This is a genomic window from Cellulomonas cellasea (assembly GCF_006538745.1).
GTDB lineage: Bacteria > Actinomycetota > Actinomycetes > Actinomycetales > Cellulomonadaceae > Cellulomonas_A > Cellulomonas_A cellasea.
Window position 1 is genome coordinate 17,313 of record NZ_BJLR01000033.1, and the last position, 21,822, is coordinate 39,134.

General features: G+C 72.8%; 21 protein-coding genes. 2 read left to right on the forward strand and 19 right to left on the reverse strand.

The genetic code is table 11. From position 1 onward, the window contains the following. The first annotated feature begins 178 nt into the window (after positions 1–178). A complete protein-coding gene (locus CCE01nite_RS17175) occupies positions 179–1,180 on the forward strand; it encodes a LacI family DNA-binding transcriptional regulator (RefSeq protein WP_034627952.1) in 1,002 nt (333 codons plus the stop codon). Positions 1,181–1,277: 97 nt separating this feature from the next. Here the strand turns inward: CCE01nite_RS17175 and CCE01nite_RS17180 are convergent, their stop codons facing one another. Genes CCE01nite_RS17180 through CCE01nite_RS17190 form a run of 3 tightly spaced genes read right to left on the reverse strand, consistent with a single transcriptional unit; the run spans position 1,278 to position 4,914 of the window. Beyond that, positions 1,278–2,258, reverse strand: a complete 981-nt coding sequence (locus tag CCE01nite_RS17180; protein ID WP_034627958.1) for a carbohydrate ABC transporter permease — start codon at positions 2,256–2,258, stop codon at positions 1,278–1,280. Next, entirely contained in the window at positions 2,255–3,259 is a 1,005-nt protein-coding gene (locus CCE01nite_RS17185; RefSeq protein ID WP_052103884.1) for an ABC transporter permease, read from the reverse strand. Before CCE01nite_RS17185 ends, CCE01nite_RS17180 begins: the two co-directional genes overlap by 4 nt. A 2-nt stretch (positions 3,260–3,261) precedes the next feature. Further along, positions 3,262–4,914, reverse strand: coding sequence for an extracellular solute-binding protein (locus CCE01nite_RS17190; protein ID WP_052103887.1), 1,653 nt, complete (start codon positions 4,912–4,914; stop codon positions 3,262–3,264). Positions 4,915–5,296: 382 nt separating this feature from the next. Between CCE01nite_RS17190 and CCE01nite_RS17195 the strand changes: the two genes are divergently transcribed. After that, positions 5,297–8,230 (forward strand): glycoside hydrolase family 3 C-terminal domain-containing protein, encoded by a 2,934-nt coding sequence (locus CCE01nite_RS17195; protein WP_034627964.1) that lies wholly within the window; start codon positions 5,297–5,299, stop codon positions 8,228–8,230. Between the two features lie 98 nt (positions 8,231–8,328). Here CCE01nite_RS17195 and CCE01nite_RS17200 read toward each other — a convergent pair whose 3' ends face one another. The 16 genes from CCE01nite_RS17200 to prfA all read right to left on the reverse strand — a co-directional run bounded on the left by CCE01nite_RS17200 (position 8,329) and on the right by prfA (position 21,801). After that, complete coding sequence (locus CCE01nite_RS17200) at positions 8,329–8,871, reverse strand: DUF1990 domain-containing protein (protein WP_034627966.1); 543 nt, start codon at positions 8,869–8,871, stop codon at positions 8,329–8,331. Next, positions 8,871–9,566: an endonuclease NucS gene (gene nucS / locus CCE01nite_RS17205; protein WP_034627969.1), complete on the reverse strand. Its 696-nt coding sequence runs from the start codon at positions 9,564–9,566 to the stop codon at positions 8,871–8,873. The genes CCE01nite_RS17200 and nucS overlap by 1 nt, the downstream gene beginning before the upstream one ends. A 37-nt stretch (positions 9,567–9,603) precedes the next feature. Then, entirely contained in the window at positions 9,604–10,029 is a 426-nt protein-coding gene (locus tag CCE01nite_RS17210; RefSeq protein ID WP_034627972.1) for a DUF2550 domain-containing protein, read from the reverse strand. A 10-nt stretch (positions 10,030–10,039) separates the two neighbouring features. Further along, positions 10,040–10,321, reverse strand: coding sequence for a F0F1 ATP synthase subunit epsilon (locus CCE01nite_RS17215; RefSeq protein ID WP_034627975.1), 282 nt, complete (start codon positions 10,319–10,321; stop codon positions 10,040–10,042). Positions 10,322–10,366: 45 nt separating this feature from the next. Then, positions 10,367–11,854 carry a F0F1 ATP synthase subunit beta gene (gene atpD, locus CCE01nite_RS17220; protein WP_034627978.1) on the reverse strand — a complete coding sequence of 496 codons (1,488 nt, stop codon included), beginning with the start codon at positions 11,852–11,854 and terminating at the stop codon, positions 10,367–10,369. Positions 11,855–11,913: 59 nt separating this feature from the next. Continuing rightward, on the reverse strand, positions 11,914–12,807 hold the full coding sequence (locus CCE01nite_RS17225; protein ID WP_034627983.1) for a F0F1 ATP synthase subunit gamma: 894 nt from the start codon (positions 12,805–12,807) through the stop codon (positions 11,914–11,916). A 3-nt stretch (positions 12,808–12,810) separates the two neighbouring features. Continuing rightward, a complete protein-coding gene (gene atpA / locus CCE01nite_RS17230) occupies positions 12,811–14,439 on the reverse strand; it encodes a F0F1 ATP synthase subunit alpha (protein ID WP_034627986.1) in 1,629 nt (542 codons plus the stop codon). Positions 14,440–14,517: 78 nt separating this feature from the next. After that, a complete protein-coding gene (locus CCE01nite_RS17235) occupies positions 14,518–15,333 on the reverse strand; it encodes a F0F1 ATP synthase subunit delta (protein ID WP_034627990.1) in 816 nt (271 codons plus the stop codon). Then, entirely contained in the window at positions 15,333–15,917 is a 585-nt protein-coding gene (locus CCE01nite_RS17240) for a F0F1 ATP synthase subunit B (RefSeq protein WP_034627993.1), read from the reverse strand. Before CCE01nite_RS17240 ends, CCE01nite_RS17235 begins: the two co-directional genes overlap by 1 nt. Next, a complete protein-coding gene (gene atpE, locus CCE01nite_RS17245; protein WP_034627996.1) occupies positions 15,917–16,156 on the reverse strand; it encodes an ATP synthase F0 subunit C in 240 nt (79 codons plus the stop codon). Before atpE ends, CCE01nite_RS17240 begins: the two co-directional genes overlap by 1 nt. 88 nt (positions 16,157–16,244) lie before the next feature. Further along, entirely contained in the window at positions 16,245–17,042 is a 798-nt protein-coding gene (atpB, locus tag CCE01nite_RS17250) for a F0F1 ATP synthase subunit A (protein ID WP_034627999.1), read from the reverse strand. A 107-nt stretch (positions 17,043–17,149) separates the two neighbouring features. Next, positions 17,150–17,626 carry a Cg1360 family ATP-synthase-associated protein gene (locus tag CCE01nite_RS17255; protein WP_034628001.1) on the reverse strand — a complete coding sequence of 159 codons (477 nt, stop codon included), beginning with the start codon at positions 17,624–17,626 and terminating at the stop codon, positions 17,150–17,152. Further along, the gene (locus CCE01nite_RS17260) at positions 17,623–18,933 is read right to left on the reverse strand and encodes a glycosyltransferase family 4 protein (protein WP_084142579.1); all 1,311 of its coding nucleotides are present in this window, start codon (positions 18,931–18,933) and stop codon (positions 17,623–17,625) included. Before CCE01nite_RS17260 ends, CCE01nite_RS17255 begins: the two co-directional genes overlap by 4 nt. Next, positions 18,930–19,781: an L-threonylcarbamoyladenylate synthase gene (locus CCE01nite_RS17265; protein WP_084142580.1), complete on the reverse strand. Its 852-nt coding sequence runs from the start codon at positions 19,779–19,781 to the stop codon at positions 18,930–18,932. The genes CCE01nite_RS17260 and CCE01nite_RS17265 overlap by 4 nt, the downstream gene beginning before the upstream one ends. After that, complete coding sequence (prmC, locus tag CCE01nite_RS17270; RefSeq protein ID WP_034628002.1) at positions 19,778–20,716, reverse strand: peptide chain release factor N(5)-glutamine methyltransferase; 939 nt, start codon at positions 20,714–20,716, stop codon at positions 19,778–19,780. The genes CCE01nite_RS17265 and prmC overlap by 4 nt, the downstream gene beginning before the upstream one ends. Then, the gene (gene prfA / locus CCE01nite_RS17275; protein WP_034628005.1) at positions 20,713–21,801 is read right to left on the reverse strand and encodes a peptide chain release factor 1; all 1,089 of its coding nucleotides are present in this window, start codon (positions 21,799–21,801) and stop codon (positions 20,713–20,715) included. Before prfA ends, prmC begins: the two co-directional genes overlap by 4 nt. Positions 21,802–21,822 lie beyond the last annotated feature (21 nt).

A 21,822-nucleotide genomic window follows, 5' to 3' on the forward strand; every position in this document is an offset into this window, starting at 1 on the left:
CACAGGTGCCCTGGACGGTGAATATTGTGAGCGCGTCAAATCGAAGCGCTTCCGCAATGTTTCGATAACGCGTCGGAGCCCCGCACGCAGGCCTTCCGGCGCTAGGGTGAGCGACGACCGACCAGCCCCGTGCGGCGCGCGAGAAGCGACGTGCGCACGGACACGACAGGGGCACACCGTGGCAACCATTGACGACGTGGCACGCGCCGCAGGCGTCTCGACCTCGACCGTCTCCTACGTGCTGTCCGGCAAGCGGCCGATCTCCGGCCCCACCCGTCAGCGCGTCGAGCGCAGCATCCGCGAGCTCGGGTACCGCCCGCACGCCGGCGCACGCGCGCTCGCGTCGAGCCGCACCAACGTCCTGGCGCTCATGGCGCCCCTGCGCGTCGACGTGAACGTCAGCGTCATCATGCAGTTCGTCACCGGCGTGGTCACGAGCGCGCGCACCTTCGACCACGACGTCCTGCTGCTCACGCAGGACGACTCCGCGGGCCTCGAACGCGTCGCTGACGGCTCGATGGTCGACGCGCTGATCATGATGGACATCGAGGCCGACGACCCGCGCGTGCCGGTGCTCGCGGGCCTGCGCCAGCCCGCGGTGCTCATCGGCCTGCCGACCAACACCGAGGGCCTCTCGTGCGTCGACCTCGACTTCGAGGCCGCCGGCCGCGCCGCCGTGCGGCACCTCGCGCAGCTCGGGCACCGGCAGGTCGCGCTCATCGGCTCGCCGACCGCGGTGCTCGAGCGGCACACCTCGTACGCCGACCGGATGCACCGCGGGTTCACGCAGCAGTCTGCCGAGCTCGGGCTCGACCACGCCTACGAGCCGTGCGAGTCGTCGCACTCCGGCGCGGTCGACGCCGTCGACCGGGTGCTCGCCCGGATGCCGCACGTGACCGGGCTCGTCGTGCACAACGAGGTCGCGCTGCCCGCCGTGATCGCCACGCTGCGCGAGCGCGGCCGCACGATCCCCGACGACCTGTCGCTCGTCGCCGTGTGCCCCCACGACATCGCCGTCGGCCAACCCGTCCCCCTGACGTCCGTGGACATCCCTGCGCACGCGATCGGCCGCGTCGCGGTCGAGATGGCGATGTCCCGCGTGGCCGGCCAGCAGCCCGCCGAGACCCGGCTGCTCGCACCGGTCCTGACCGAGCGGGCTACGACCGCCCCCGCCCGCTGAGCGGACGCGACCCGGGGCACGAACCGCAGCCCTCGCGGTCCCCCGGCGGCCGGGACCCCCTGTCCCCGCCGCCGGGAGCCGCGTTCCCTGCACCACGTCAGCCCTTGATCGCGCCGAAGATGACGCCCTTCGTGAAGTGCCGCTGCACGAACGGGTACACGATGAGGATCGGGACGAGCGCGAGCACCATCACCGCCATCTTCGCGGCCAGCGACGGCACCGCACCACCCGCACCGAGCTCGATGACCGTGCCGGTCGTGCCCTGCGGCGGCTGACCGCGCAGGACGTACGCGCGCAGCACCATCTGCAGCGGCCACTTCGCGCTGTCGCGCAGGTAGAGCATCGCGTTGAAGAACGCGTTCCAGTAGCCGACGCCGTAGAACAGCGCGACGACGGCGACCACGGCGCGCGACATCGGCAGCACGATCGAGCCCAGCACGCGCCAGTCCCCCGCACCGTCGATCCGCGCGGCGTCCGTGATGGACGCGTCGATGCCCATGAAGAAGTTCCGCAGGATCAGGACGTTGAACGCCGAGATCGCGCCGGGGAGGATCAGCGCCCAGTACGAGTCGATCAGGCCGAGCTGGCTGACCCACAGGTACGTGGGGATGAGGCCCGCACCGAAGAACATCGTGATGAGGAAGACGAACAGGATCGGCCGGTGCAGGAACGAGTCGGTGCGCGAGAGCCCGAACGCCGCGAGCACCGAGACCACCGTCGAGATCAGCGTGCCGACGGCCGTCACGCCGATGCTCACGACGACCGAGCGGAACACGACCCCGCCGTCGAGCAGCTGCTGGTACGCCGCGAACGTGATCTCGCCGGGCACGAGCACCATGCCGCCGGCCTCGCTGATGACCGACTGCGGCGACAGGCTCGTCAGCACGATCGTGTAGAGCGGGCCGAGCACCGCGAGCACGACGAGCGCGAGCGCCGCGAACTTCGCGATCGCGCCGCCGACCGTCGGCGGCTCCTCCCACGCGGGGCGGTGCTTGGACTTCCGGGGACGTCGCCGGCTGCCCGCGGGCGGCTCGAGGACGATCGCCGGGTTCGTCAGGGAGTTCTCCGTCGCTGTCATGACCGCTTGTACACTCCTGCCTCGCCGAAGACGTGCGCGAGTTTGTTGGCGCCGAGCACGAGGATCAGGCTGACGACCCCCTTCATGAGGCCCGCTGCGGCCGCGAAGCCCCAGTCGCCGAACTGCACACCCTGGAAGTACACGTAGGTGTCGATCACCTCGGAGACCTGCGCGCCGACCATGTCGCGCTGCAGGAGGAGCTGCTCGAACCCGACGGTCAGCGCGTCGCCGAGCCGCAGGATGAGCAGCAGGATGATGACGGGCCGCAGCGCGGGCAGCGTGATGTGCCACATGCGCCGCCACCGGTTCGCCCCGTCCATGACCGCCGCCTCGTACTGCGCGGGGTCCACGGTGCTGAGCGCCGCGAGGAAGATGATGACGCCCCAGCCGGCGTCCTTCCAGATCGACTGCGACGTGACGAGCAGCAGGAACGTGTCGGGGTTGGTCATGATGTCGACCGGCTGCTGCCCGAGGCCGCGGAGCGTCTGGCTGAGCAGGCCCGCACCCCCGAAGAGCTGCTGGAACACCGCGACGACGAGCACCCACGAGAAGAAGTGGGGCAGGTAGACGATCGACTGGATCGTCGTGCGGATCCGCGGGCTCACGACGCTGTTGAGCAGCAGCGCGAGGAAGATCGGCACCGGGAAGTACAGGACGAGCTGGAACACCGTGATCGCGAGCGTGTTCTGCACCGCGTTGAGGAACAGCGGGTTGTCGAACACGCGCAGGAAGTTGTCGAACCCGACCCACGGCCCGCCGAGGAACCCGCGGTAGGGCGAGAACTTCTCCCATGCCATGACGTTGCCCAGCATGGGGACGTACGCGAAGAGCACGAGCAGCACGACGCCCGGGAGCGTCATGAGCAGCAGGGAGCGGTCCCGGCGGAGCTTGGCGCGCCAGGTGATCTTGCGAACCGGGGGCCGGGCGGGCTTCGTGCCCGCCCGGCGCTTCGGCTCGTCGCCGGACGTCCGCGGGGACGTCGGTGCGTCGAGGGCAGCCACGATCAGGCCTCGAGGATGCCCTGGTAGAACTCGCGCAGCTGGTCGCCGCCCGACTGGCGCCAGGTCTCGACGGCCGCGTCGAGGTCGTCGATGGACTTGCGGCCGCGCGAGATGTCCTTCTCGAGGTCGACGAACGGCTGACCGATCGACGCGTACTCGTCGGGCTCGCTGATCTGCACGCCGTAGAACAGCGGCTCCTCGGTGTACTGCGCCGCGTCGGCGGTGAACGTGCTCGACGCCTCGACGAAGCCGGGGTACTGGACCTTGGCGTTCACGACGGGCGGCGCGACGAGGAACATGTACGTCGGCTGGAGCTCGGTCGGCGCGAGCTCGGTCGGGACGGGCAGGCCGTCGGCGCCGCGTGTGAAGTGCACGCCCTCGACGCCGTTGTTGACGAGGTCGAACTCGGTCGTGCCGAACGGCGCGGCGAGCAGGTTCGCGATGCCGAGGAGCTCCTCGATGCGCTCGGGGTCGTCCGACTTCTTGAGGAAGCTGAAGATGTTCGCGGGCTGACCCTTGTAGTAGACCGGGTCACCGCCGTCGGCGCCGAAGGGCGGGAGCGGCTGCTGGCTGTAGGACGGGTTCGTGCCGAGCTGGCGGCCGAGCGCCTCGTGCCACCCGCCGATGCCGTCGTTCATCACGAGCAGCTTCCCGGACTCGAACAGCTCCTTATTCCAGGCCGTGTCGATGTCGGGGTGCACGAGCCCGGCGGCCCAGACCTCGGCGTTCCACTCGAGCGACCTGCGGTACTCCTCGGTCTCGACGCGATGCAGGAGCTTGCCGTCGACGAGCTTCCACTTGGGGACGACGCCGTGCATGATCGTCGACGTGTTCCACAGGTCGGCCGCGGCGTACACGCCCGCCGACGGGTTGTTGATCTCCTTCAGCAGCGCGAGGAGGTCGTCGGCGCTCTTCACGTCGGGCGTGATGCCGAGGCCGTCGAGGATGTCCTTGCGGTAGAAGATGACGTCGTTGATGACCTCGCCCGGGAACGGCAGGCCGTACAGGCGCCCGTTGAACGAGGACCACTGCCACGCGGCGGTCGGGATGTTCGCGAGGTTGGGGTACTTCAGCACCTTGTCGCCGGCGAGGAAGTCCGTGAGGTCCTGGAAGACGTTGGGGACGACCTCGGACGCGAAGCGAGGCGGGACGTTCCACGTCGGGACGCAGACCCAGTCCGGCAGGTCGTCGGCCGCGGACAACGCGGTCGCGAGCACGGTGCCGTAGTCGTTGCCGTCGGCGATGTTGAACGTGATCGTCGAGCCGAGCGCCGCGTTGACCGCGTCGTAGTACTTGTTGCCCTTGACCGGCGGCGGGGTGCCCCACAGCGGGGTCATCGCGGTGAATTCGGTGCCCTTGCCGGGGGGCTCCTCGACCGACTGCACGAGGTCCGCCGGGATCGACGCGTAGCCCGCGGTCGACCCGTTGACGCTCGGGAAGTCGGGCTCGGCGAAGACGATCTCCTTGTACGTGGGCAGCACGTCGGTGCCGGCGGTCGCGCCGGGCTCCGCCGTCACGCCGGCCTCGCCGCTGGAGCACGCGGTCAGCAGCGACGGGACGCCGACGACGGCCGCGCCCGCGGCGACCATCCCGAGGAAGGACCGCCGCTGGACGGCGATCTCCCCGACCTGGCCGAGCTGTGTGGTGGTGTTCATGAGCGCCCTTCACTCCCTTGTGGAAACGCGGTGTCCTCGTGGTCCCCCGTGCCGGCCGCCCGCGGATCGTCCGTGATCCGTGCGGGTGCCGGTCGATCCGCGAACATCGAAGCGGTTCGACGCCCGCACTCTACGGCCTCCCCCCGCGGACGGGCAACCAGTGCCCAGAACGAGACGGCAATGTCACCGAGCGAGGGAGACGGGCGGGATTACGGCGGTCGACGGGGCTCGGGGGGTCCGCTACGGTGTGGGCCGCGTCACGCCGCGCGCGCGACTGCTATCGTCGAAACGGTTCGACGATATGATCGAATCGGTCCGGGAACGGCGTGTCCGACCGCCACCCGGGACCGGTCCGCCCACCGCACCCAGAACGAGGGACCCCGTGGCCGACGACGACCTCCAGGCAGCCCCCACGTACCGCGACCCCACGCAGCCGCTCCCGGCGCGTGCCCGTGACCTGCTCGCGCGGCTCACGCTCGACGAGAAGGTCGCGCTGCTGCACCAGCACGCGCCCGCGGTCGACCGGCTGGGCCTGGGGGCCTTCCACACCGGCGCGGAGGTGCTGCACGGCGTCGCGTGGCTCGGCGTCGCGACGTCGTTCCCGCAGCCCGTCGGGCTCGCCGCGACCTGGGACGCCGCGCTGCTCACTCGCGTCGGCGAGGTCGTGGGCACCGAGCTGCGTGCCAAGCACGCCGCCGACCCCGCGGTGAGCCTCAACGTGTGGGCACCCGTCGTGAACCCGCTGCGCCACCCGCTGTGGGGGCGCAACGAGGAGGGCTTCTCCGAGGACCCGCACCTCACCGCCCACCTTGCGACCGCCTACGCCCGCGGCCTGCGCGGCGACCACCCCGTCTACTGGCGCACGGTGCCCACGCTCAAGCACTTCCTCGCGTACAACAACGAGACCGACCGCGCGCTCACGAGCTCGCAGCTGCGCCCGCGCGTGCTGCACGAGTACGAGCTGCCCGCGTACCGCGGCCCGATCGAGGCCGGCGTCGTCGGCGCCGTCATGCCCTCGTACAACCTCGTCAACGGCCGGCCCAACCACGTCGCGCGCGAGCTGCTCGACGAGCTGCGCAGCTGGACCGACGCGTCGCTCATGGTCGTCTCGGACGCCGCCGCGCCCGGCAACCTCGTGACGTTCGAGCGCTACTACGACGACCACGTCGAGAGCCACGCCGCGATGGTGCGGGCGGGCGTCGACTCGTTCACCGACAACGACGCCGACGCCCGGCCGACCGTCGAGCGCCTGCACGCCGCGCTCGAGCGCGGGCTGCTGACCGAGGCCGAGGTCGACCGCGCCGTGCTGCGCCAGCTCGAGCTGCGCCTCGCGACCGGCGAGCTCGACCCCGACCTCGACCCGTACGCGGGCGTCGGTGCCGACGCGCTCGACCTCCCCGAGCACCGGGCGCTCGCGCGCGAGGTGGCCGCGCGAGCGGTCGTCGTGCTGCAGAACGACGGCGTGCTGCCGCTGCGGGCGGGCGCGAGCGTCGCCGTCGTCGGCCCGCTGGCCGACCGGGTGCTGCACGACTGGTACTCCGGCACCCCGCCGTACCTCGTCGGGCTCGGCAGCGCGCTCGCCGAGCGGCTCGGTGCCTCCGCGGTCCAGGTCGCGGACGGGGCCGACCGCGTCGCGCTGCGCTCGGCGACCACGGGGGCGTACGTGCGCCAGCTCGACGCCGCGACTCCGCTGACGGCCGACGCCCGCACCGCGACCGACGCCGGCGCCGCGTTCGACGTCACGTCGTGGGGCGAGGGCCTCGTGACGCTCCGCGGCGTGCGGTCCGGGCTGCTGTGGTCCGGCGCCGGCTGGGTCGTGCGGGCCGACTCCGAGCGCGTGGGCGGGTGGGTCGCGCAGGAGAGCTTCCGGCTGCACCGGCACGCCGACGGCACGTGGTCCGTCCAGCACGTCGGCTCGGGCCGGTGGGTCCGCGTCCAGAGCGACGCGACCGGCACGCTCGTCGCCGAGGCGCACGACGCCGCCGACGCCGAGCGGTTCACGCTGCGCACGCTCCGCTCGGGCCACGCCCAGGTCGCCGAGGCCGCGGCGGCCGCCGACGTCGTGGTCGTCGCCGTCGGGAACGACCCGCACCTTCTCGGGCGCGAGACCGAGGACCGTCCGCACCTGCGGCTGCCCGACGCGTCGACCGAGCTGTGGCGGACCGCCCACGACGCCAACCCTCGCGCGGTGCTCGCCGTCGTGTCCTCCTACCCGTACGTGCTGGGCCCCGTGGCCGACGAGGCCGCCGCCGTCGTGTGGTCCTCGCACGCCGGCCAGGAGCTCGGGCACGGGCTGACCGACGTGCTCGTGGGCGACGTCGAGCCCGCGGGCCACCTCGCGCAGACCTGGGTCGCCGACGACTCCCACGTCGGCGACCTGCTCGACTACGACGTGATCGACGCCGGGTCCACCTACTGGTACGCCCGGCACGAGCCGCTGTACGCGTTCGGGCACGGGCTGTCGTACACGACCGTCGAGCACCGCGGGATCCGCGTCGTGACCGCGTCCGGTGCGGCGGACGCTGCCGACCGGGCGGCCACCGGGCAACCGGACGGGGCCGGCCCCGCGCGGGTCGGCGCCGACGCGCACCTCGACGTCGAGGTCGACGTCGCCAACACCGGGGACCGCCCCGTCGACGAGCTCGTGCAGGTCTACGCGAGCGCCGTCGACCACCGGCTCGCGGTCCCCCACCGTCGCCTGCTCGGGCACGTCCGCGTGCCGCTCGAGCCCGGCGCCACCGGCACCGCGACCGTGCGCGTGCGGGTCGCCGACCTCGCGGTGTGGGACGTCACGCGCGACGCGCTCGTCGTCGAGCCCGGCGCCTACGTGCTGCACGCCGGCGCGTCCGCGGCGGACCTGCCCGTGAGCGTCGGGGTGGTCGTGACCGGGGACCCCGTCGCGCCGCGCGCCGCACTCACCGGACCGCTGCGGGCCACCGACTTCGACGACCACGACGGCATCGAGCTCGCCGAGCGCACGCGCGACGCGGGCGACGCCGTGCAGGTCCCGCGCGGCCGCGGCTCCGCCGCCGTGACGCTGCGGGACGTCGACGCCCGCGGCGCCACCCGGCTCGGGGTCACCGTCGCCCGGACCCGGGCGGGCGCCGCGGGCGTCCGGGTCGAGGTGCGCGACGGCTCCGGTGCCTGGACCGTCGCCGCCTCGGCCGACGTCCCGCCGGACGGCGGGCGGTACGACTGGAGCACCGTCGAGGCCGTGCGCGGGCCGGCGTGGGACGTGCTCGCCGGCGGGGTGACCTACCTGCGCGTCGTCCTCACCGGCGCGGCCCGGCTCGCCGAGCTGACGTTCGGCGGCTGAGGGACGCGACGGGTGTGCGGCGCGGCTCGGCTCGGACGGGCCGCGTTGCCCAGGCGTCGGCCGCGTGCGGTGCGGGCCGCCCTGAAGGCGGCCGCGCCTCAGCCGGCGCGGGCGAGCCGCCGGGCGCCGTGCGCGAGCAGGCGCAGGTAGGCGTGCTGCACCACGGGCACGACCCACGCGAGCGGCACGAGCCAGGCCCACGCCGGGCGGCTGAACGCGTCGACGACGAACCACAGCACGCCGTCGTCGTCGCGCTCGACCCGGAACGACTCCTCGCCGACGAACGGGTGACCCGGCAGGCTGCCGTAGCCGAACCCCACCACGCGCTCCCCCGTCTCGGCCCACACGACCCGGCACGGCACGACGAGCCGCAGCGGGCCCACGCCGAGGCGCGTGCGGACGTCCACCCCGACATCGGCGACCGGTGCGTCCGCGTCGACCAGGACGCGGGCCGCCGCGTGCACCCGCCAGGTGAGCAGCGCGCGCCCGACGGCGCCGACGTCGCCGGGCCCGAGGCGGTGCCGGACGTGCAGGTGGCGGTAACCGGCCGGCAGCGGGCCCGCACGCGTGGCGCCGACCTCGGGGTACGTGAGCCCGGGGCGTGCGGCGGCCCGACCCTCGTCGCTCGCCGCGGCCGACATCAGAACAGGCGCGAGTCGACGTCGTCCACGCCGCGCATGGCGTCGTAGTCGAGCACGACGCAGGCGATCCCGCGGTCCGTCGCGAGGACCCGGGCCTGCGGCTTGATCTCCTGCGCGGCGAAGACCCCGCGCACGGGGGCGAGGTGCGGGTCGCGGTTGAGCAGCTCGAGGTACCGCGTGAGCTGCTCCACGCCGTCGATGTCTCCCCGGCGCTTGATCTCGATCGCGACCGCCACGCCCGCGGCGTCGCGCGCGAGGATGTCGACCGGCCCGATCGCCGTGGGGAACTCGCGGCGCACCAGCGTGTGCCCGCCGCCGAGCAGGTCGATCTGCGCCGCGAGCAGCTCCTGGAGGTGCGCCTCGACGCCGTCCTTGACGAGTCCGGGGTCGACCCCGAGCTCGTGCGCCGAGTCGTGCAGCACCTCGTGGACCTCGACGACGAGCCGGTCGTCGCTCTTCGCGTGCTGCACGGTCCAGACCTGGCTCACGCCGCGCTCGACGGCCTCGGCGTCCGGCTCACCGATCGCGAGCGAGCACGGCGGGCTCATCCAGTTCAGCGGCTTGTACGACCCGCCGTCGGAGTGCAGCAGCACGCTCCCGTCCGCCTTGACCAGCACGAGCCGGGTCGCGAGCGGGAGGTGGGCGTTGAGCCGGCCGCTGTAGCGCGCCGAGCAGCGCGCGACGACGAGGCGCATGCGGGGGGTTCCTCTCGTGGACGGCGACGGCGCGCCGTCAGATCACGCGGCTGATCGTCGGTGGGGTGGCCTCGAGCCACGACGTGAGGCCCGCGGACGCCTCGGGGCTCATCAGCAGGTCGAACGCCTCGCCCTGCACCGAGCAGCGCACGGCGACCTGACGGCCGAACCGCGGCGACTCCTCGATGACCGCGCGCTCGCTCACGACGATCGCGGACCGTCGCCAGCAGCGTGTGGGGCGCACCGACAGCGACCGTGCGCGCCACCAGTACAGGCTGTCGGCGCCGTACTGGCCGACCCCCGTGACCCACGACGCGGACGGGCCCTCCGAGCGGCGGAACGCACACTCGAAGGACCCGACGCGACGCGTGAGCCGGCCCAGCCTCGACACGCTGAGGCCGAGCACGACCAGGGCGACGACCACCGCTCCGAGGAGCACGAGCGCGATCTGCTGCCCTGACATGACGGCTCCGTCAGTGCGCGACCTGGGTGCCGGTCGCGTCCTCGACCGAGTCCACCACGACCGTCACCAGGTCCGAGTCGACGGACAGGAACCCGCCCCCGACCGTCCAGCGCAGGACCTCGCCGCCGGCCCGGGCGACCCGGACCTCACCGCGGCGCAGCACCGAGAGCACCGGGGTGTGCCCGGCGAGGATGCCGATCTCCCCGTCCGCGGCCGGCGCGCTCACCTGCCGCGCGTGGCCCGACCAGATCTTGCCGTCGGCGGCGACGACGTCGACCTCCAGCTCAGCCATGCTGACTCCCTCTGCTCAGTTCGAACCCGGTCGTGGACGCAGGCGTCAGACGCCGTAGTCCTTCTGGATCCGGGCCCAGTTGCGCTCGAGGTCCTCGAGGCCGCCGATGTTGAAGAACGCCTGCTCGGCGATGTGGTCGAACTCGCCGTCCGCGATCCGCGAGAACGCCTCGACGGTCTCCGCGACCGGGACCGTCGAGCCCACGACACCCGTGAACTTCTCGGCCATGTAGGTGTTCTGCGACAGGAACTGCTGGATGCGGCGCGCCCGGGCGACGACGGTCTTGTCCTCCTCGGACAGCTCGTCGACACCGAGGATCGCGATGATGTCCTGGAGCTCCTTGTTGCGCTGCAGGATCGACTTCACGCGCGTCGCCGTGTCGTAGTGCGCCTGGCCGACGTAGCGCGGGTCGAGGATCCGGCTCGTCGAGGCGAGCGGGTCGACCGCGGGGTACAGGCCGCGCGAGGCGATCTCACGGCTGAGCTCCGTCGTCGCGTCGAGGTGCGCGAACGTCGTGGCCGGCGCCGGGTCGGTGTAGTCGTCGGCGGGGACGTAGATCGCCTGGAGCGACGTGATCGAGTGACCACGCGTCGAGGTGATGCGCTCCTGCAGCTGGCCCATCTCGTCGGCCAGGTTCGGCTGGTAGCCGACGGCGGACGGCATGCGGCCGAGCAGCGTCGAGACCTCCGAGCCGGCCTGCGTGAACCGGAAGATGTTGTCGATGAAGAGCAGCACGTCCTGCTTCTGCACGTCGCGGAAGTACTCCGCCATCGTCAGCGCGGACAGGGCGACGCGCAGACGCGTGCCCGGCGGCTCGTCCATCTGGCCGAAGACGAGGGCCGTCTTGTCGAAGACGCCCGCCTCCTCCATCTCGACGATGAGGTCGTTGCCCTCACGGGTGCGCTCGCCGACACCGGCGAACACCGACACACCACCGTGGTTCTGGGCGACGCGCTGGATCATCTCCTGGATGAGGACCGTCTTGCCGACGCCCGCACCACCGAAGAGGCCGATCTTCCCGCCGAGCACGTACGGCGTGAGCAGGTCGATGACCTTGATGCCGGTCTCGAACATCTGCGTCTTCGACTCGAGCTGGTCGAAGGCCGGGGGCTTGCGGTGGATGGGCCAGCGCTCGGTGATCTCGAGCTTCTCGCCCGGCTCGAGGTTGAGCACCTCGCCGATCACGTTGAAGACGCGGCCCTTGGTCACGTCGCCGACCGGGACGCTGATGGGCGCACCCGTGTCGCGGACGAGCGCACCGCGGACGAGACCGTCCGTGGGGCGCAGCGCGACGGCGCGGACGAGCGAGTCACCCAGGTGCTGGGCGACCTCGAGCGTCATCGTGAACGAGCCGTCCTGCTCGCCCTCGCCCTGCGAGGACAGGTCGATGTCGACCTGGAGCGCGTTGTAGATGTCCGGGATCTGGTCCGACGGGAACTCGATGTCCACGACGGGGCCGATGACCCGGGCGACGCGACCCACTCCGGGCGCGCCCGGGTCGGTCGCCGTGGCGTCGACGGTGGTGGCGGTCATGTCCTGCCTCGCTTCGCTCGTCCGGAGCGGACTCCGGCGTGGTCTGGGTCGTGCTGGTGTCAGGAGGCGAGCGCGTCGGCGCCCGACACGATCTCGCTGATCTCCTGGGTGATCTCTGCCTGGCGGGCCTGGTTCGCGAGCCGCGTGTACATGCGCACGAGGTCCTCGGCGTTCTCGGTCGCCGTGTGCATGGCCCGCTGGCGGGCGGCGAGCTCGGAGGCGGCCGCCTGCAGCATGCAGCTGTAGATGCGGCTGCGGACGTAGCGCGGGAGCAGCGCGTCGAGCACGGCCTCCGGGCTGGGCTCGAAGTCGTACAGCGGCAGCGCGTCGCCCTCGCCGGCGGGGGCGACGCCCTCGACGACCTCGAGCGGGAGCATGCGGATGACGCGCGGCCGCTGCGTGACCATGTTGACGAACTGCGTGTACACGACGTGCAGCTCGCCGACCCCGCCGGCCTCGGCCGGGGCGTCGAAGGCGCGGAGCAGCGTGTCGGCGATGTCGTCGGCCACGTCGACCTGCGGCGCGTCCGAACCGCCCTGCCACTGCGCCGCGAGCTCACGGCGGCGGAACGTGTAGTAGGACACCGCGCGACGCCCGGAGACGTAGAGCGCGACCTCCTTGCCCGACGCCTGGAGCCGCTCGACGAGCCGCTCCGTCTCGCGGATGACGCTCGCCGAGTAGGCGCCCGCCATGCCGCGGTCCGACGCGATCAGCAGCACGGCGACACGGTTCGTGTCCGTGCGGTCGGTCAGCAGCGGGTGCGATGTGCTCGAGTGCGTCGCGAGCGCCGAGACGGCACGCGTGATCGCCCGCGAGTACGGCGTCGCCTGCGCGACCCGGCCCCGCGCACGCCCGATGCGGGACGCGGCGATGAGCTCCTGCGCCCGGAACATCTTCTTGAGCGCCTGCGTCGACTTGATCCGCTGCTTGTAGACGCGCTGGGTACCGGCCACCGGTCAGGCCTTCTTCTGACGGACGATCTGCTCCTGCTCGACCGGCACGGAGTCGCCCTCGTCGTCCCCGCCGACGAGCGGCGAGCCGTCGCCCTTGAGGAAGCCGTTGCGGAACTCGTCGATCGCCGAGGACAGCGCCGACTCGGTCGCCTCGTCGAGCTTGCCCGTCGTCGCGATGGTCGTGAGCACGTCGCTGTTGCGGCGCAGGTGGTCCAGCAGCTCGGTCTCGAAGCGGCGCACGTCCTCGATCGGGACGTCGTCGAGCTTGCCCTTGGTGCCGGCCCAGATCGACGCGACCTGGTCCTCGACCGGGTACGGGCTGTACTGGCCCTGCTTGAGCAGCTCCATGAGGCGGGCCCCACGGGTCAGCTGCGCACGCGACGCGGCGTCGAGGTCCGAGGCGAACATCGCGAACGCCTCGAGCGAGCGGAACTGCGCGAGGTCGAGCTTCAGCGTGCCGGAGACCTGCTTCATCGCCTTGACCTGCGCGGCACCACCGACGCGGGACACCGAGATGCCGACGTCGACGGCGGGGCGCTGGTCCGCGTTGAAGAGGTCCGACTGCAGGAAGATCTGGCCGTCGGTGATCGAGATGACGTTGGTCGGGATGTACGCCGAGACGTCGTTGGCCTTCGTCTCGATCATCGGCAGACCGGTCATCGAGCCGCCGCCGAGCTCGTCGGAGAGCTTGGCACAGCGCTCGAGCAGACGGGAGTGCAGGTAGAAGACGTCACCGGGGTACGCCTCGCGGCCCGGCGGGCGGCGCAGCAGCAGGGACACGGCGCGGTACGCCTCGGCCTGCTTCGACAGGTCGTCGAACACGATGAGGACGTGCTTGCCCTGGTACATCCAGTGCTGGCCGATGGCCGAGCCGGTGTACGGCGCGAGGTACTTGAAGCCGGCCGGGTCGGACGCCGGCGAGGCGACGATGGTCGTGTACTCGAGAGCACCGGCCTCCTCGAGCGCGCCGCGCACCGCGGCGATGGTCGAGCCCTTCTGGCCGATCGCGACGTAGATGCAGCGGACCTGCTTGGTCGGGTCGCCCGACTCCCAGTTCGCCTTCTGGTTGATGATCGTGTCGATCGCGATCGCCGTCTTGCCCGTCTGGCGGTCGCCGATGATGAGCTGACGCTGGCCGCGGCCGATCGGGATCATCGCGTCGATGGCCTTGAGGCCCGTCTGGAGCGGCTCGTGCACGCTCTTGCGGTGCATGACGCCGGGCGCCTGCAGCTCGAGCGCGCGGCGACCCTCCGTGACGAGCTCGCCGAGGCCGTCGATCGGCTCGCCGAGCGGGTCGACGACGCGACCGAGGTAGCCGTCACCGATCGGGACCGAGAGGACCTCGCCCGTGCGGCGGACCTCCTGGCCCTCCTCGATGCCGGTGAACTCACCGAGCACGACGACGCCGATCTCGCGGACGTCGAGGTTCAGCGCGAGGCCGAGCGTGCCGTCCTCGAAGCGCAGCAGCTCGTTGGCCATGCAGCCGGGCAGACCCTCGACCTGCGCGATGCCGTCGCCCGCCAGGGTGACCCGGCCGACCTCTTCGGTGACCGCACCGGTGGGCTCGTAGGACTTCACGAAGCTGTCCAGCGCGGAGCGGATGTCCTCCGGCCGGATCGTCAGCTCAGCCATTGCTTCTCTCCTGTCGTGTCGCACGCGGGTCGCGTACGGGTCGAACGCGTTCTGGGGACGGGGCGCGGAGCGCGGCCGTCAGCTGGCAAGTCGGCGCCGGGCGTCGGCGAGCCGGGACAGGACCGTCGAGTCGACGACCTCGGCCCCGACCTGGATGCGCAGGCCGCCGAGGACGTGCTCGTCGACGATCACGTTGAGCTGGACCGGCTGCCCGTAGGCCCGCTCGAGGATCCCCTCGAGCCGGGCGCGCTGGGCGACCGAGAGCTCGGTGGCCGACGTCACGGTCGCGACCTGACGGTTGCGGCGCTCGGCGACGAGGTCGCCGACGTGGCCGAGCGTCGTCACGAACCGACGGCCGCGCGGCTTCGCCGTGGCCCGCCGTGCGAGCAGCGCCGCGGCCGGGGTCGCCCCGCCCGCGAGGATCGCGTCGAGCAGGCGCACGCGGGCCTCCGGCGTCGACGTCGCGTCGTCCGACAGGATCCGGCGCACGTCGCGCTGACCCGCCAGCGCGCGCGCGACGCGGAACAAGTCCTCCTCGACGCGCTCGAGCGTGCCGGTGGCCTCCGCGGAGGCCAGCACCGCGTGGAACGCGAGGTGCTCGACGGCCTCGGTCAGGTCGGCGTCCGCCGACCAGCGCGACCGGACGAGCTCCTGCGCGACCGCGACCGTGCTCGTGTGCGCGCCCTGGAGCACGTGCGCGACGAGCCGCGCCTTCGCCTCACCGTCGGCCGACGGGTCCGCGAGCGTCCGGCGCAGCGCGCCGGACGAGTCGAGGGCGTCGACCAGGGCGAAGAGCTGCTCGCCCAGCGTCGCCGACTCGACGCCGGCAGCACGGAGGACCGGCTCGAACCGGTTCTCCACGCTCCGCAGCGACGCCTGACTCGTCCCGCGCATCAGTTCCCCTTACCGGCGTTCGCCGTGGTGCTGGCCTCGAGCTCGTCGAGGAAACGGTCGACGACGCGCGACTGGCGCGCGGTGTCCTCGAGCGACTCGCCGACGATCTTGGAGGCGAGCTGGGTCGCGAGCGACCCGACGTCGGCGCGCAGCGAGACCGACGCCTGCTGGCGCTCCGCCTCGATCTGCCGGTGCGCGGTCTCGACGATGCGAGCCGCCTCCTCCTGCGCCTTGGTGCGGGACTCCGCGACGATCTGCCCGGCCTCGGTGCGCGCGTCCTCACGGATGCGGGCGGCCTCGGTGCGGGCGTCCTGGAGCTGCTGGTGGTACTCGGCGAGAGCGGCGGCGGCCTCGGCCTGCGCCGACTCGGCCTTCGCGATGCCGCCCTGGATCAGCTCGGTGCGCTTGTCGAGCACGGCCTGGAACTTCGGCAGGACGTACTTGTAGAACGCGAACGCGATGATCGCCAGGACGATCGTCGACCAGAAGATGTCGTACAGCGCCGGCAGGAGCAGCCGTGTGCCTTCGATCGTGCCCTCTTCGGCGGCCGAGACGAGGCTCGCCGCCGTCGCGGCGGCCGACATCAGTAGAGGAATCCGGTGATGAGGCCGAGCAGGCCGAGGACCTCGACGAAGCCGATACCGATGAACATCGTGGTCCGGAGCTGGCCGGCGACCTCGGGCTGGCGCGCGATGCCCTCGATCGTCTTGCCGATGAGGATGCCGAGGCCGATACCGGGGCCGATCACCGCGAGGCCGTAGCCGATCGTCGCGACGTTGCCGGTGACCTCGGCGAGGACGGTGGTGGTTTCCGCAAGTGCCACGGTTGCTCGTTCCTTCCGTAGGGCGCCGGACCGGTCGGACCGACGCTCGTTCGTGGGTAGGGGTCAGCCGACCCCCGGGGGGTGTGGGTCAGTGCTCGTCTTCGACGGACAGGCTGATGTACACGGCCGTCAGGACCACGAAGATGTACGCCTGCAGCGCGGCGACGAAGACCTCGAACAGCGTGAGCGCGAAGCCCGAGACGAAGGTCAGCGCACCGAACGCCTTCATGCCGCCCGTCGCCTCGAAGACGAAGAACTGGGTGGCGGAGAAGCAGAGCACCAGCATGAGGTGGCCGGCGACCATGTTCGCCATGAGTCGCAGCGCGAGCGTGGCGGGCCGCAGGATGAAGACGGTGAGGAACTCGATGGGCGTGAGCAGGACGTACATGAACGCCGGCACGCCCGGGGGGAACAGGCTCATCTTGAGGAAGTGACCGACGCCGTGCGCCTTGATGCCCGCCCCGAGGTACATGACGTAGACCCAGAGCGCGAGCATGACGGGGATGCCGATGAGCGAGGACCCGGCGATGTTCAGCCCCGGGACGATGCCCGTGAGGTTGAACGCGAGGATCGCGAGGAACAGCGTCGTCAGGAGCGCGACGTACTTGTGGGCCTTCGCCTTGCCGATGATCTCCTCGGCGACGTTGACCCGCACGAAGTCCAGGAGCATCTCGACGACGTTCTGCCCGCGACCCGGGACGAGCTTCGCCCGCTTGGCGGCGATCACGAAGAGCACGATCAGCACGGCGGCGGCGATCAGGCGCACGAGCTGGAGCCGGTTGAACTCGAGGAACGTGCCCTCGAAGAGGACGGGGGCCGGGAAGAAGTCAGCGATCGACGGCGCGTGGAACCCGCTCTCCTCCTCGGTGGCGAGGGGGGCGATCATCGCGAGGCTGGACAGTGCGAGCTCCTGGTGGTCATCGGTGCCGGACAGCCCGCATCAGTGCGGGCACGCCATAGGAACCTGGCCGTCATGGATGGGTGAAGCCTAACCTATGCGGACGCTCCGTCAGGACCGCGGTCCGCGGGCTCGACGTACGGCACACGGCCGTTCGCGACCGCCCGGTAGTCCAGCAGCGCGGAGCCCAGGACCCCGAGGATCAGCACGATCGCGAGGACCGTCCGGTCGTAGAAGTCGAGGTCGCGGAGCACCGCGAGGACGACGATCACGACCACGATCTTGGCGAGCCACGCCCCCATGACGACGCCCGCCATGGCCTGCGGGGTCGAGCCCGAGGTGCGCAGCATCGAGACGACCGTCGTGCCCGAGAACACGAGCGCGAGGCCGACGCCGATGAGCGCCCCCCAGACTCCGGCCGACCCCGCGACGAGCGCCCCGATGCCGACCCCGAGCACCGAGAGCACGGCGAGCAGGAGCAGCATGTCGCGCAGCGCGCGGCGGAAGACGGCGTCGGCGGCCGCGGACGACGTCGAGCGTGCGGGCGTGGGCTGGGGGTCCGAGGACGTCATGGGTGCTTCTCCGGGGTCGGGTGGCCGGCCGGCGGGCGGGCCGGGCCGGTCGTGGTGGTCGGGCGGCCCGGGCCGATGGTCGTGCGGGTCGCCGGGCGGTGCTCCCCGGTCGTGGACCGGGGCTCGGCGCCGCGCACGGGCGGGACGGCCGGGGTGACGCCGGTGATGATCGGCTGGGCGCCGCCGTTCTTGCCGCGCAGCGGCCCGAGGGTCAGCAGCGCCGCCGCGACCATGCCGAGGCCGAGGCCCCAGAGCGCCTGGGTCGTCGAGAGCACGACGAGCGACGCGGTGCCGAACGCGAAGACGACGGTCCAGATCCACATGATGCCGACCGCGCTGCGGTGCGAGTGCCCGAGCGAGAGCAGCCGGTGGTGCAGGTGCATGCGGTCCGGGTGGAACGGCGACTTCCCCGCACCCACCCGGCGGATCACCGCGAGGCCCATGTCGAGCAGCGGGAGCAGCAGCACCGCGACGGGCAGCAGGATCGGGACGAAGACGGGGATCTGCTGGCGCGGCAGCAGCGCGGCGCCGTCGTGCGCGGGCAGCGCCGAGGCGTCGAGCTGGCCGGTGAGCACGATCGTCGCCGCGGCGATGACGAGGCCCAGGAGCATCGAGCCGGAGTCGCCCATGAAGATGCGCGCCGGGTACACGTTGTGCGGCAGGAAGCCGACACACATCCCGACGAGCACCGCGAGCACGAGGGTCGCGAGGTTCGCGTAGTTCCCCCGGCCGCCGTCGACCGTGAGGATCGTCAGCCAGTACGAGTACAGGAAGAACGCCGTGCCGCCGATGCCGATCATGCCTGCGGCGAGCCCGTCGAGGCCGTCGACGAAGTTCACCGCGTTCATCGCGACGACGACCACGAGCACGGTGAGCGCCTGCCACACGCGCTCGGAGCCGATCACGACGTCGCCGAAGATCGGGAGCTGGAAGAGCAGCACCCCCTGCCACGCCATGAAGCCGGCGCCGAGCACCTGCCCGACGAGCTTCGTGACCCAGTCGAGGTCCCAGATGTCGTCCGCGACGCCGAGCAGGCACACCGTCGTCGCGCCGCCGGCGAGGCCCCAGATCGGGCGCGGGTCGGTGAACACGCTGCTCAGGAACGGCAGGCCGCTCGCGACCGTGAGCGCGACGAGGAGCCCGACGAGCATCGCGAGGCCGCCGAGGCGCGGCGTCGGGATCGCGTGCACGTCCCGGTCGCGCACCGCGGTGATGGCGCCGAAGCGCAGTGCGCACCACCGCGCGAGCGGCGTCATGAGGTAGGTCGTCGCCGCCGAGACCAGCAGGAGGAGCAGGTAGACCCTCACCGGCCCGGCTCACCGCCCGGCTGCGGGACGTCGGTGGCGAGGTCGTCGGGCACCACGGGCGGCGGGGTCGCGGCGGACGGGGGCGTGCTCGACGCACCCGCCGCGGACGGCTTCGTCGTCGACACGGGTGCGGGCGGCTCCGTCGTCGGCACCGGTGCGCCCGCGGCGTCCGGCGCCGGGGTCTCGGGGGCGACGGCCGGGGCCGGGCCCTCGACCGGCGTCACCGCGCGCAGCTCCTCGAGGCTCAGCGCCCCCTCGCGCACGACGCGCAGGACGTCGCCCGTCGCGTCCACGATCGTCGACGACACGCCGCCGGGCGCCTCTCCCCCGTCGAGGAACACGGGCACGCGCGCGCCGAGCTGGCGGTAGGCCTCGCGCACGTCGGTGCCCGCGGGCTTGCCGGTGCGGTTCGCACTGGACACCGCGAGCGGGCCGGTGCGGCGCAGGAGCTCGAGCGCGACGGGGTGGTCGGGCACGCGCAGCGCGACGGTCCCGTGCGTCTCCCCCAGGTCCCACGCGAGCGAGGGCTGCGCGCGCACGATGAGCGTGAGGCCGCCGGGCCAGAAGGCCTCCGCGAGGGCCCGTGCGCCGGCGGGCACGGCGGTCGCGAGGCCGTCGAGCGTGCGCAGGTCCGGCATGAGCACGGGCGGGGGCATCTGCCGGCCGCGTCCCTTGGCGTCGAGCAGCGCCTGGACGGCCACCGGGTCGAACGCGTCGGCGGCGATCCCGTAGACCGTGTCGGTCGGCAGCACGACGAGGTCGCCGCGGCCGAGCGCCTCCACGGCGGCGTCGAGGGACGGCCCCCACGTCTCGGGGTCCGTCGCGTCCTTGATGCGCAGCAGGCTCACGGCTGCGAGTCTCCCACGGAGGGGCCGGGCGTCATGCCGTCCGAGCGGTCGGGATCGGCCCGGCGGGCGAGGACCATGCGGGCGCGGCCGGTGAGGTCGGCCGCAGTGGTGACCGCGGTGAACGCGTGCGTCGCCTCGACCGTCGCCCGTGCGGCGGCGTCCTGGACCTCGGCGTGCTCCATGACGAGCAGCCCCCCGGGCCGCAGGAGCCGCGCGGCGGCGGCCACGATGCCGCGCGGGACCTCGAGCCCGTCGGCCCCGAGGCCGTACAGCGCGACGGCCGGGTCGTGCCGGGCGACCTCCGGGTCGACGGGGACCGCCCCGGGCGGGACGTACGGCGGGTTCGAGACGACGACGTCGACCGTGCCGTCGAGCGCGCGCAGGGCCGTGCGCGCGTCGCCCCGGTGCAGGTGGACGCCGGGCGCGAGGGCCTCGACGTTGCGCGCGGCCCAGGCGTGCGCGGCGGCGTCGAGCTCGACGGCGTGCACGACGGCGCCGGGCACCTCGACCGCGACCGCGACGGCGATCGCGCCCGAGCCGGTGCACAGGTCCACGACGAGCGCGGAGCCCGTGCGCGCGAGCACGTCGGCGGCCTCCCGGACGGCCTGCTCGGCGACCTGCTCGGTCTCGGGGCGCGGGACGAACACCCCGGGCCCGACGGCGAGCTCGACGCCCCGGAACGGCGCCCGGCCCGTGAGGTGCTGGAGCGGCTCGCGCGCGGCTCGGCGCCCCACGAGCTCGGCGTACCCGTCGGGAGCAGGCCGGCCGAGGAGGGCCGCGGTCTGGACCTCGCCGCGGCTGACGTCCTCCCCCGACGCGGCGCGCAGCAGGTGCGCGGCGAGGAGCTCGGCGTCGACGCGCGCCGACCCGATCCCGGCGGCGGCCAGCGTGCGCTCGGCGTCCCGCAGCGCGGCCGCGAGGCTCGTCGGGCTCACGCGCCCGCGGCGGCCAGCCGGGCCGCCTCGTCCGCGTCGATCGCCGAGCGGACGACCGCGTCGAGGTCGCCGTCGAGCACGACGTCGAGGTTGTACGCCTTGTAGCCCGTGCGGTGGTCCGCGATCCGGTTCTCCGGGTAGTTGTACGTCCGGATGCGCTCCGAGCGGTCGACCGTGCGGACCTGCGACCGCCGTGCCTCGCTGGCCGCGGCGGCGGCCTCCTCCTGCTTCGCGGCGAGCAGCCGCGCGCGCAGCACGCGCATCGCCTGCTCGCGGTTCTGCAGCTGGGACTTCTCGTTCTGCATCGACACGACGATGCCGGTCGGCACGTGCGTGATGCGGACCGCGGAGTCGGTCGTGTTGACGGACTGGCCGCCCGGCCCGGACGAGCGGAACACGTCGATCCGCAGGTCGTTGGGGTCGATCCCGACCTCGGCCTCGTCGTCCGCCTCGGGCAGCACGAGCACCCCGGCGGCCGAGGTGTGGATGCGGCCCTGCGACTCCGTGACGGGGACGCGCTGCACGCGGTGCACGCCGCCCTCGTACTTGAGGCTCGCCCACACGCCCTGCGCGGGGTCGGTCAGCGCGCCGCGGGCCTTGACCGCGACCTGGACGTCCTTGTACCCGCCGAGGTCCGACTCCGTGGACTCGATCACCTCGGTCCTCCAGCCGCGGCGCTCGGCGTAGCGCAGGTACATGCGCAGCAGGTCGCCCGCGAACAGTGCGGACTCCTCGCCGCCCTCGCCGGCCTTGATCTCGAGGATCACGTCGCGCGCGTCGTCGGGGTCGCGCGGCACGAGCACGCGGCGCAGGCGCTCGGCGGCCGCGGCGGCGGCGGCCTCGAGCGCGGGGAGCTCGGCGGCGTACGCGTCGTCGAGCTCCGCGAGCTCGCGCGCGTCGGCGACGTCGTCGGTCGCGGCGCGGTACGCGCGGTAGGCGGCGACGACCTGGCCGAGCTCGGCGTAGCGGCGGCCGAGCTTGCGGGCCCGCCCGGCGTCGGCGTGCACCCCGGGGTCGGCGAGCTGGGTCTCGATCTCGGCGTGCTCGGCGAGCAGCGGCTCCGCTGCGGCGAACGGGTCGCTCATGCGGGCGCCTCCTGGCGTGGC

Bases quoted from the DNA above. Each gene is read 5' to 3' on its own strand.
- atpB (WP_034627999.1), bottom strand. From the start codon at position 17,042: ATGATCGCCCCCCTCGCCACCGAGGAGGAGAGCGGGTTCCACGCGCCG.
- CCE01nite_RS17180 (WP_034627958.1), bottom strand. From the start codon at position 2,258: ATGACAGCGACGGAGAACTCCCTGACGAACCCGGCGATCGTCCTCGAG.
- CCE01nite_RS17235 (WP_034627990.1), bottom strand. From the start codon at position 15,333: ATGCGCGGGACGAGTCAGGCGTCGCTGCGGAGCGTGGAGAACCGGTTC.
- CCE01nite_RS17215 (WP_034627975.1), bottom strand. From the start codon at position 10,321: ATGGCTGAGCTGGAGGTCGACGTCGTCGCCGCCGACGGCAAGATCTGG.
- atpA (WP_034627986.1), bottom strand. From the start codon at position 14,439: ATGGCTGAGCTGACGATCCGGCCGGAGGACATCCGCTCCGCGCTGGAC.
- CCE01nite_RS17190 (WP_052103887.1), bottom strand. From the start codon at position 4,914: ATGAACACCACCACACAGCTCGGCCAGGTCGGGGAGATCGCCGTCCAG.
- CCE01nite_RS17210 (WP_034627972.1), bottom strand. From the start codon at position 10,029: ATGTCAGGGCAGCAGATCGCGCTCGTGCTCCTCGGAGCGGTGGTCGTC.
- prfA (WP_034628005.1), bottom strand. From the start codon at position 21,801: ATGAGCGACCCGTTCGCCGCAGCGGAGCCGCTGCTCGCCGAGCACGCC.
- CCE01nite_RS17240 (WP_034627993.1), bottom strand. From the start codon at position 15,917: ATGTCGGCCGCCGCGACGGCGGCGAGCCTCGTCTCGGCCGCCGAAGAG.
- atpD (WP_034627978.1), bottom strand. From the start codon at position 11,854: ATGACCGCCACCACCGTCGACGCCACGGCGACCGACCCGGGCGCGCCC.
- nucS (WP_034627969.1), bottom strand. From the start codon at position 9,566: ATGCGCCTCGTCGTCGCGCGCTGCTCGGCGCGCTACAGCGGCCGGCTC.
- CCE01nite_RS17200 (WP_034627966.1), bottom strand. From the start codon at position 8,871: ATGTCGGCCGCGGCGAGCGACGAGGGTCGGGCCGCCGCACGCCCCGGG.
- CCE01nite_RS17255 (WP_034628001.1), bottom strand. From the start codon at position 17,626: ATGACGTCCTCGGACCCCCAGCCCACGCCCGCACGCTCGACGTCGTCC.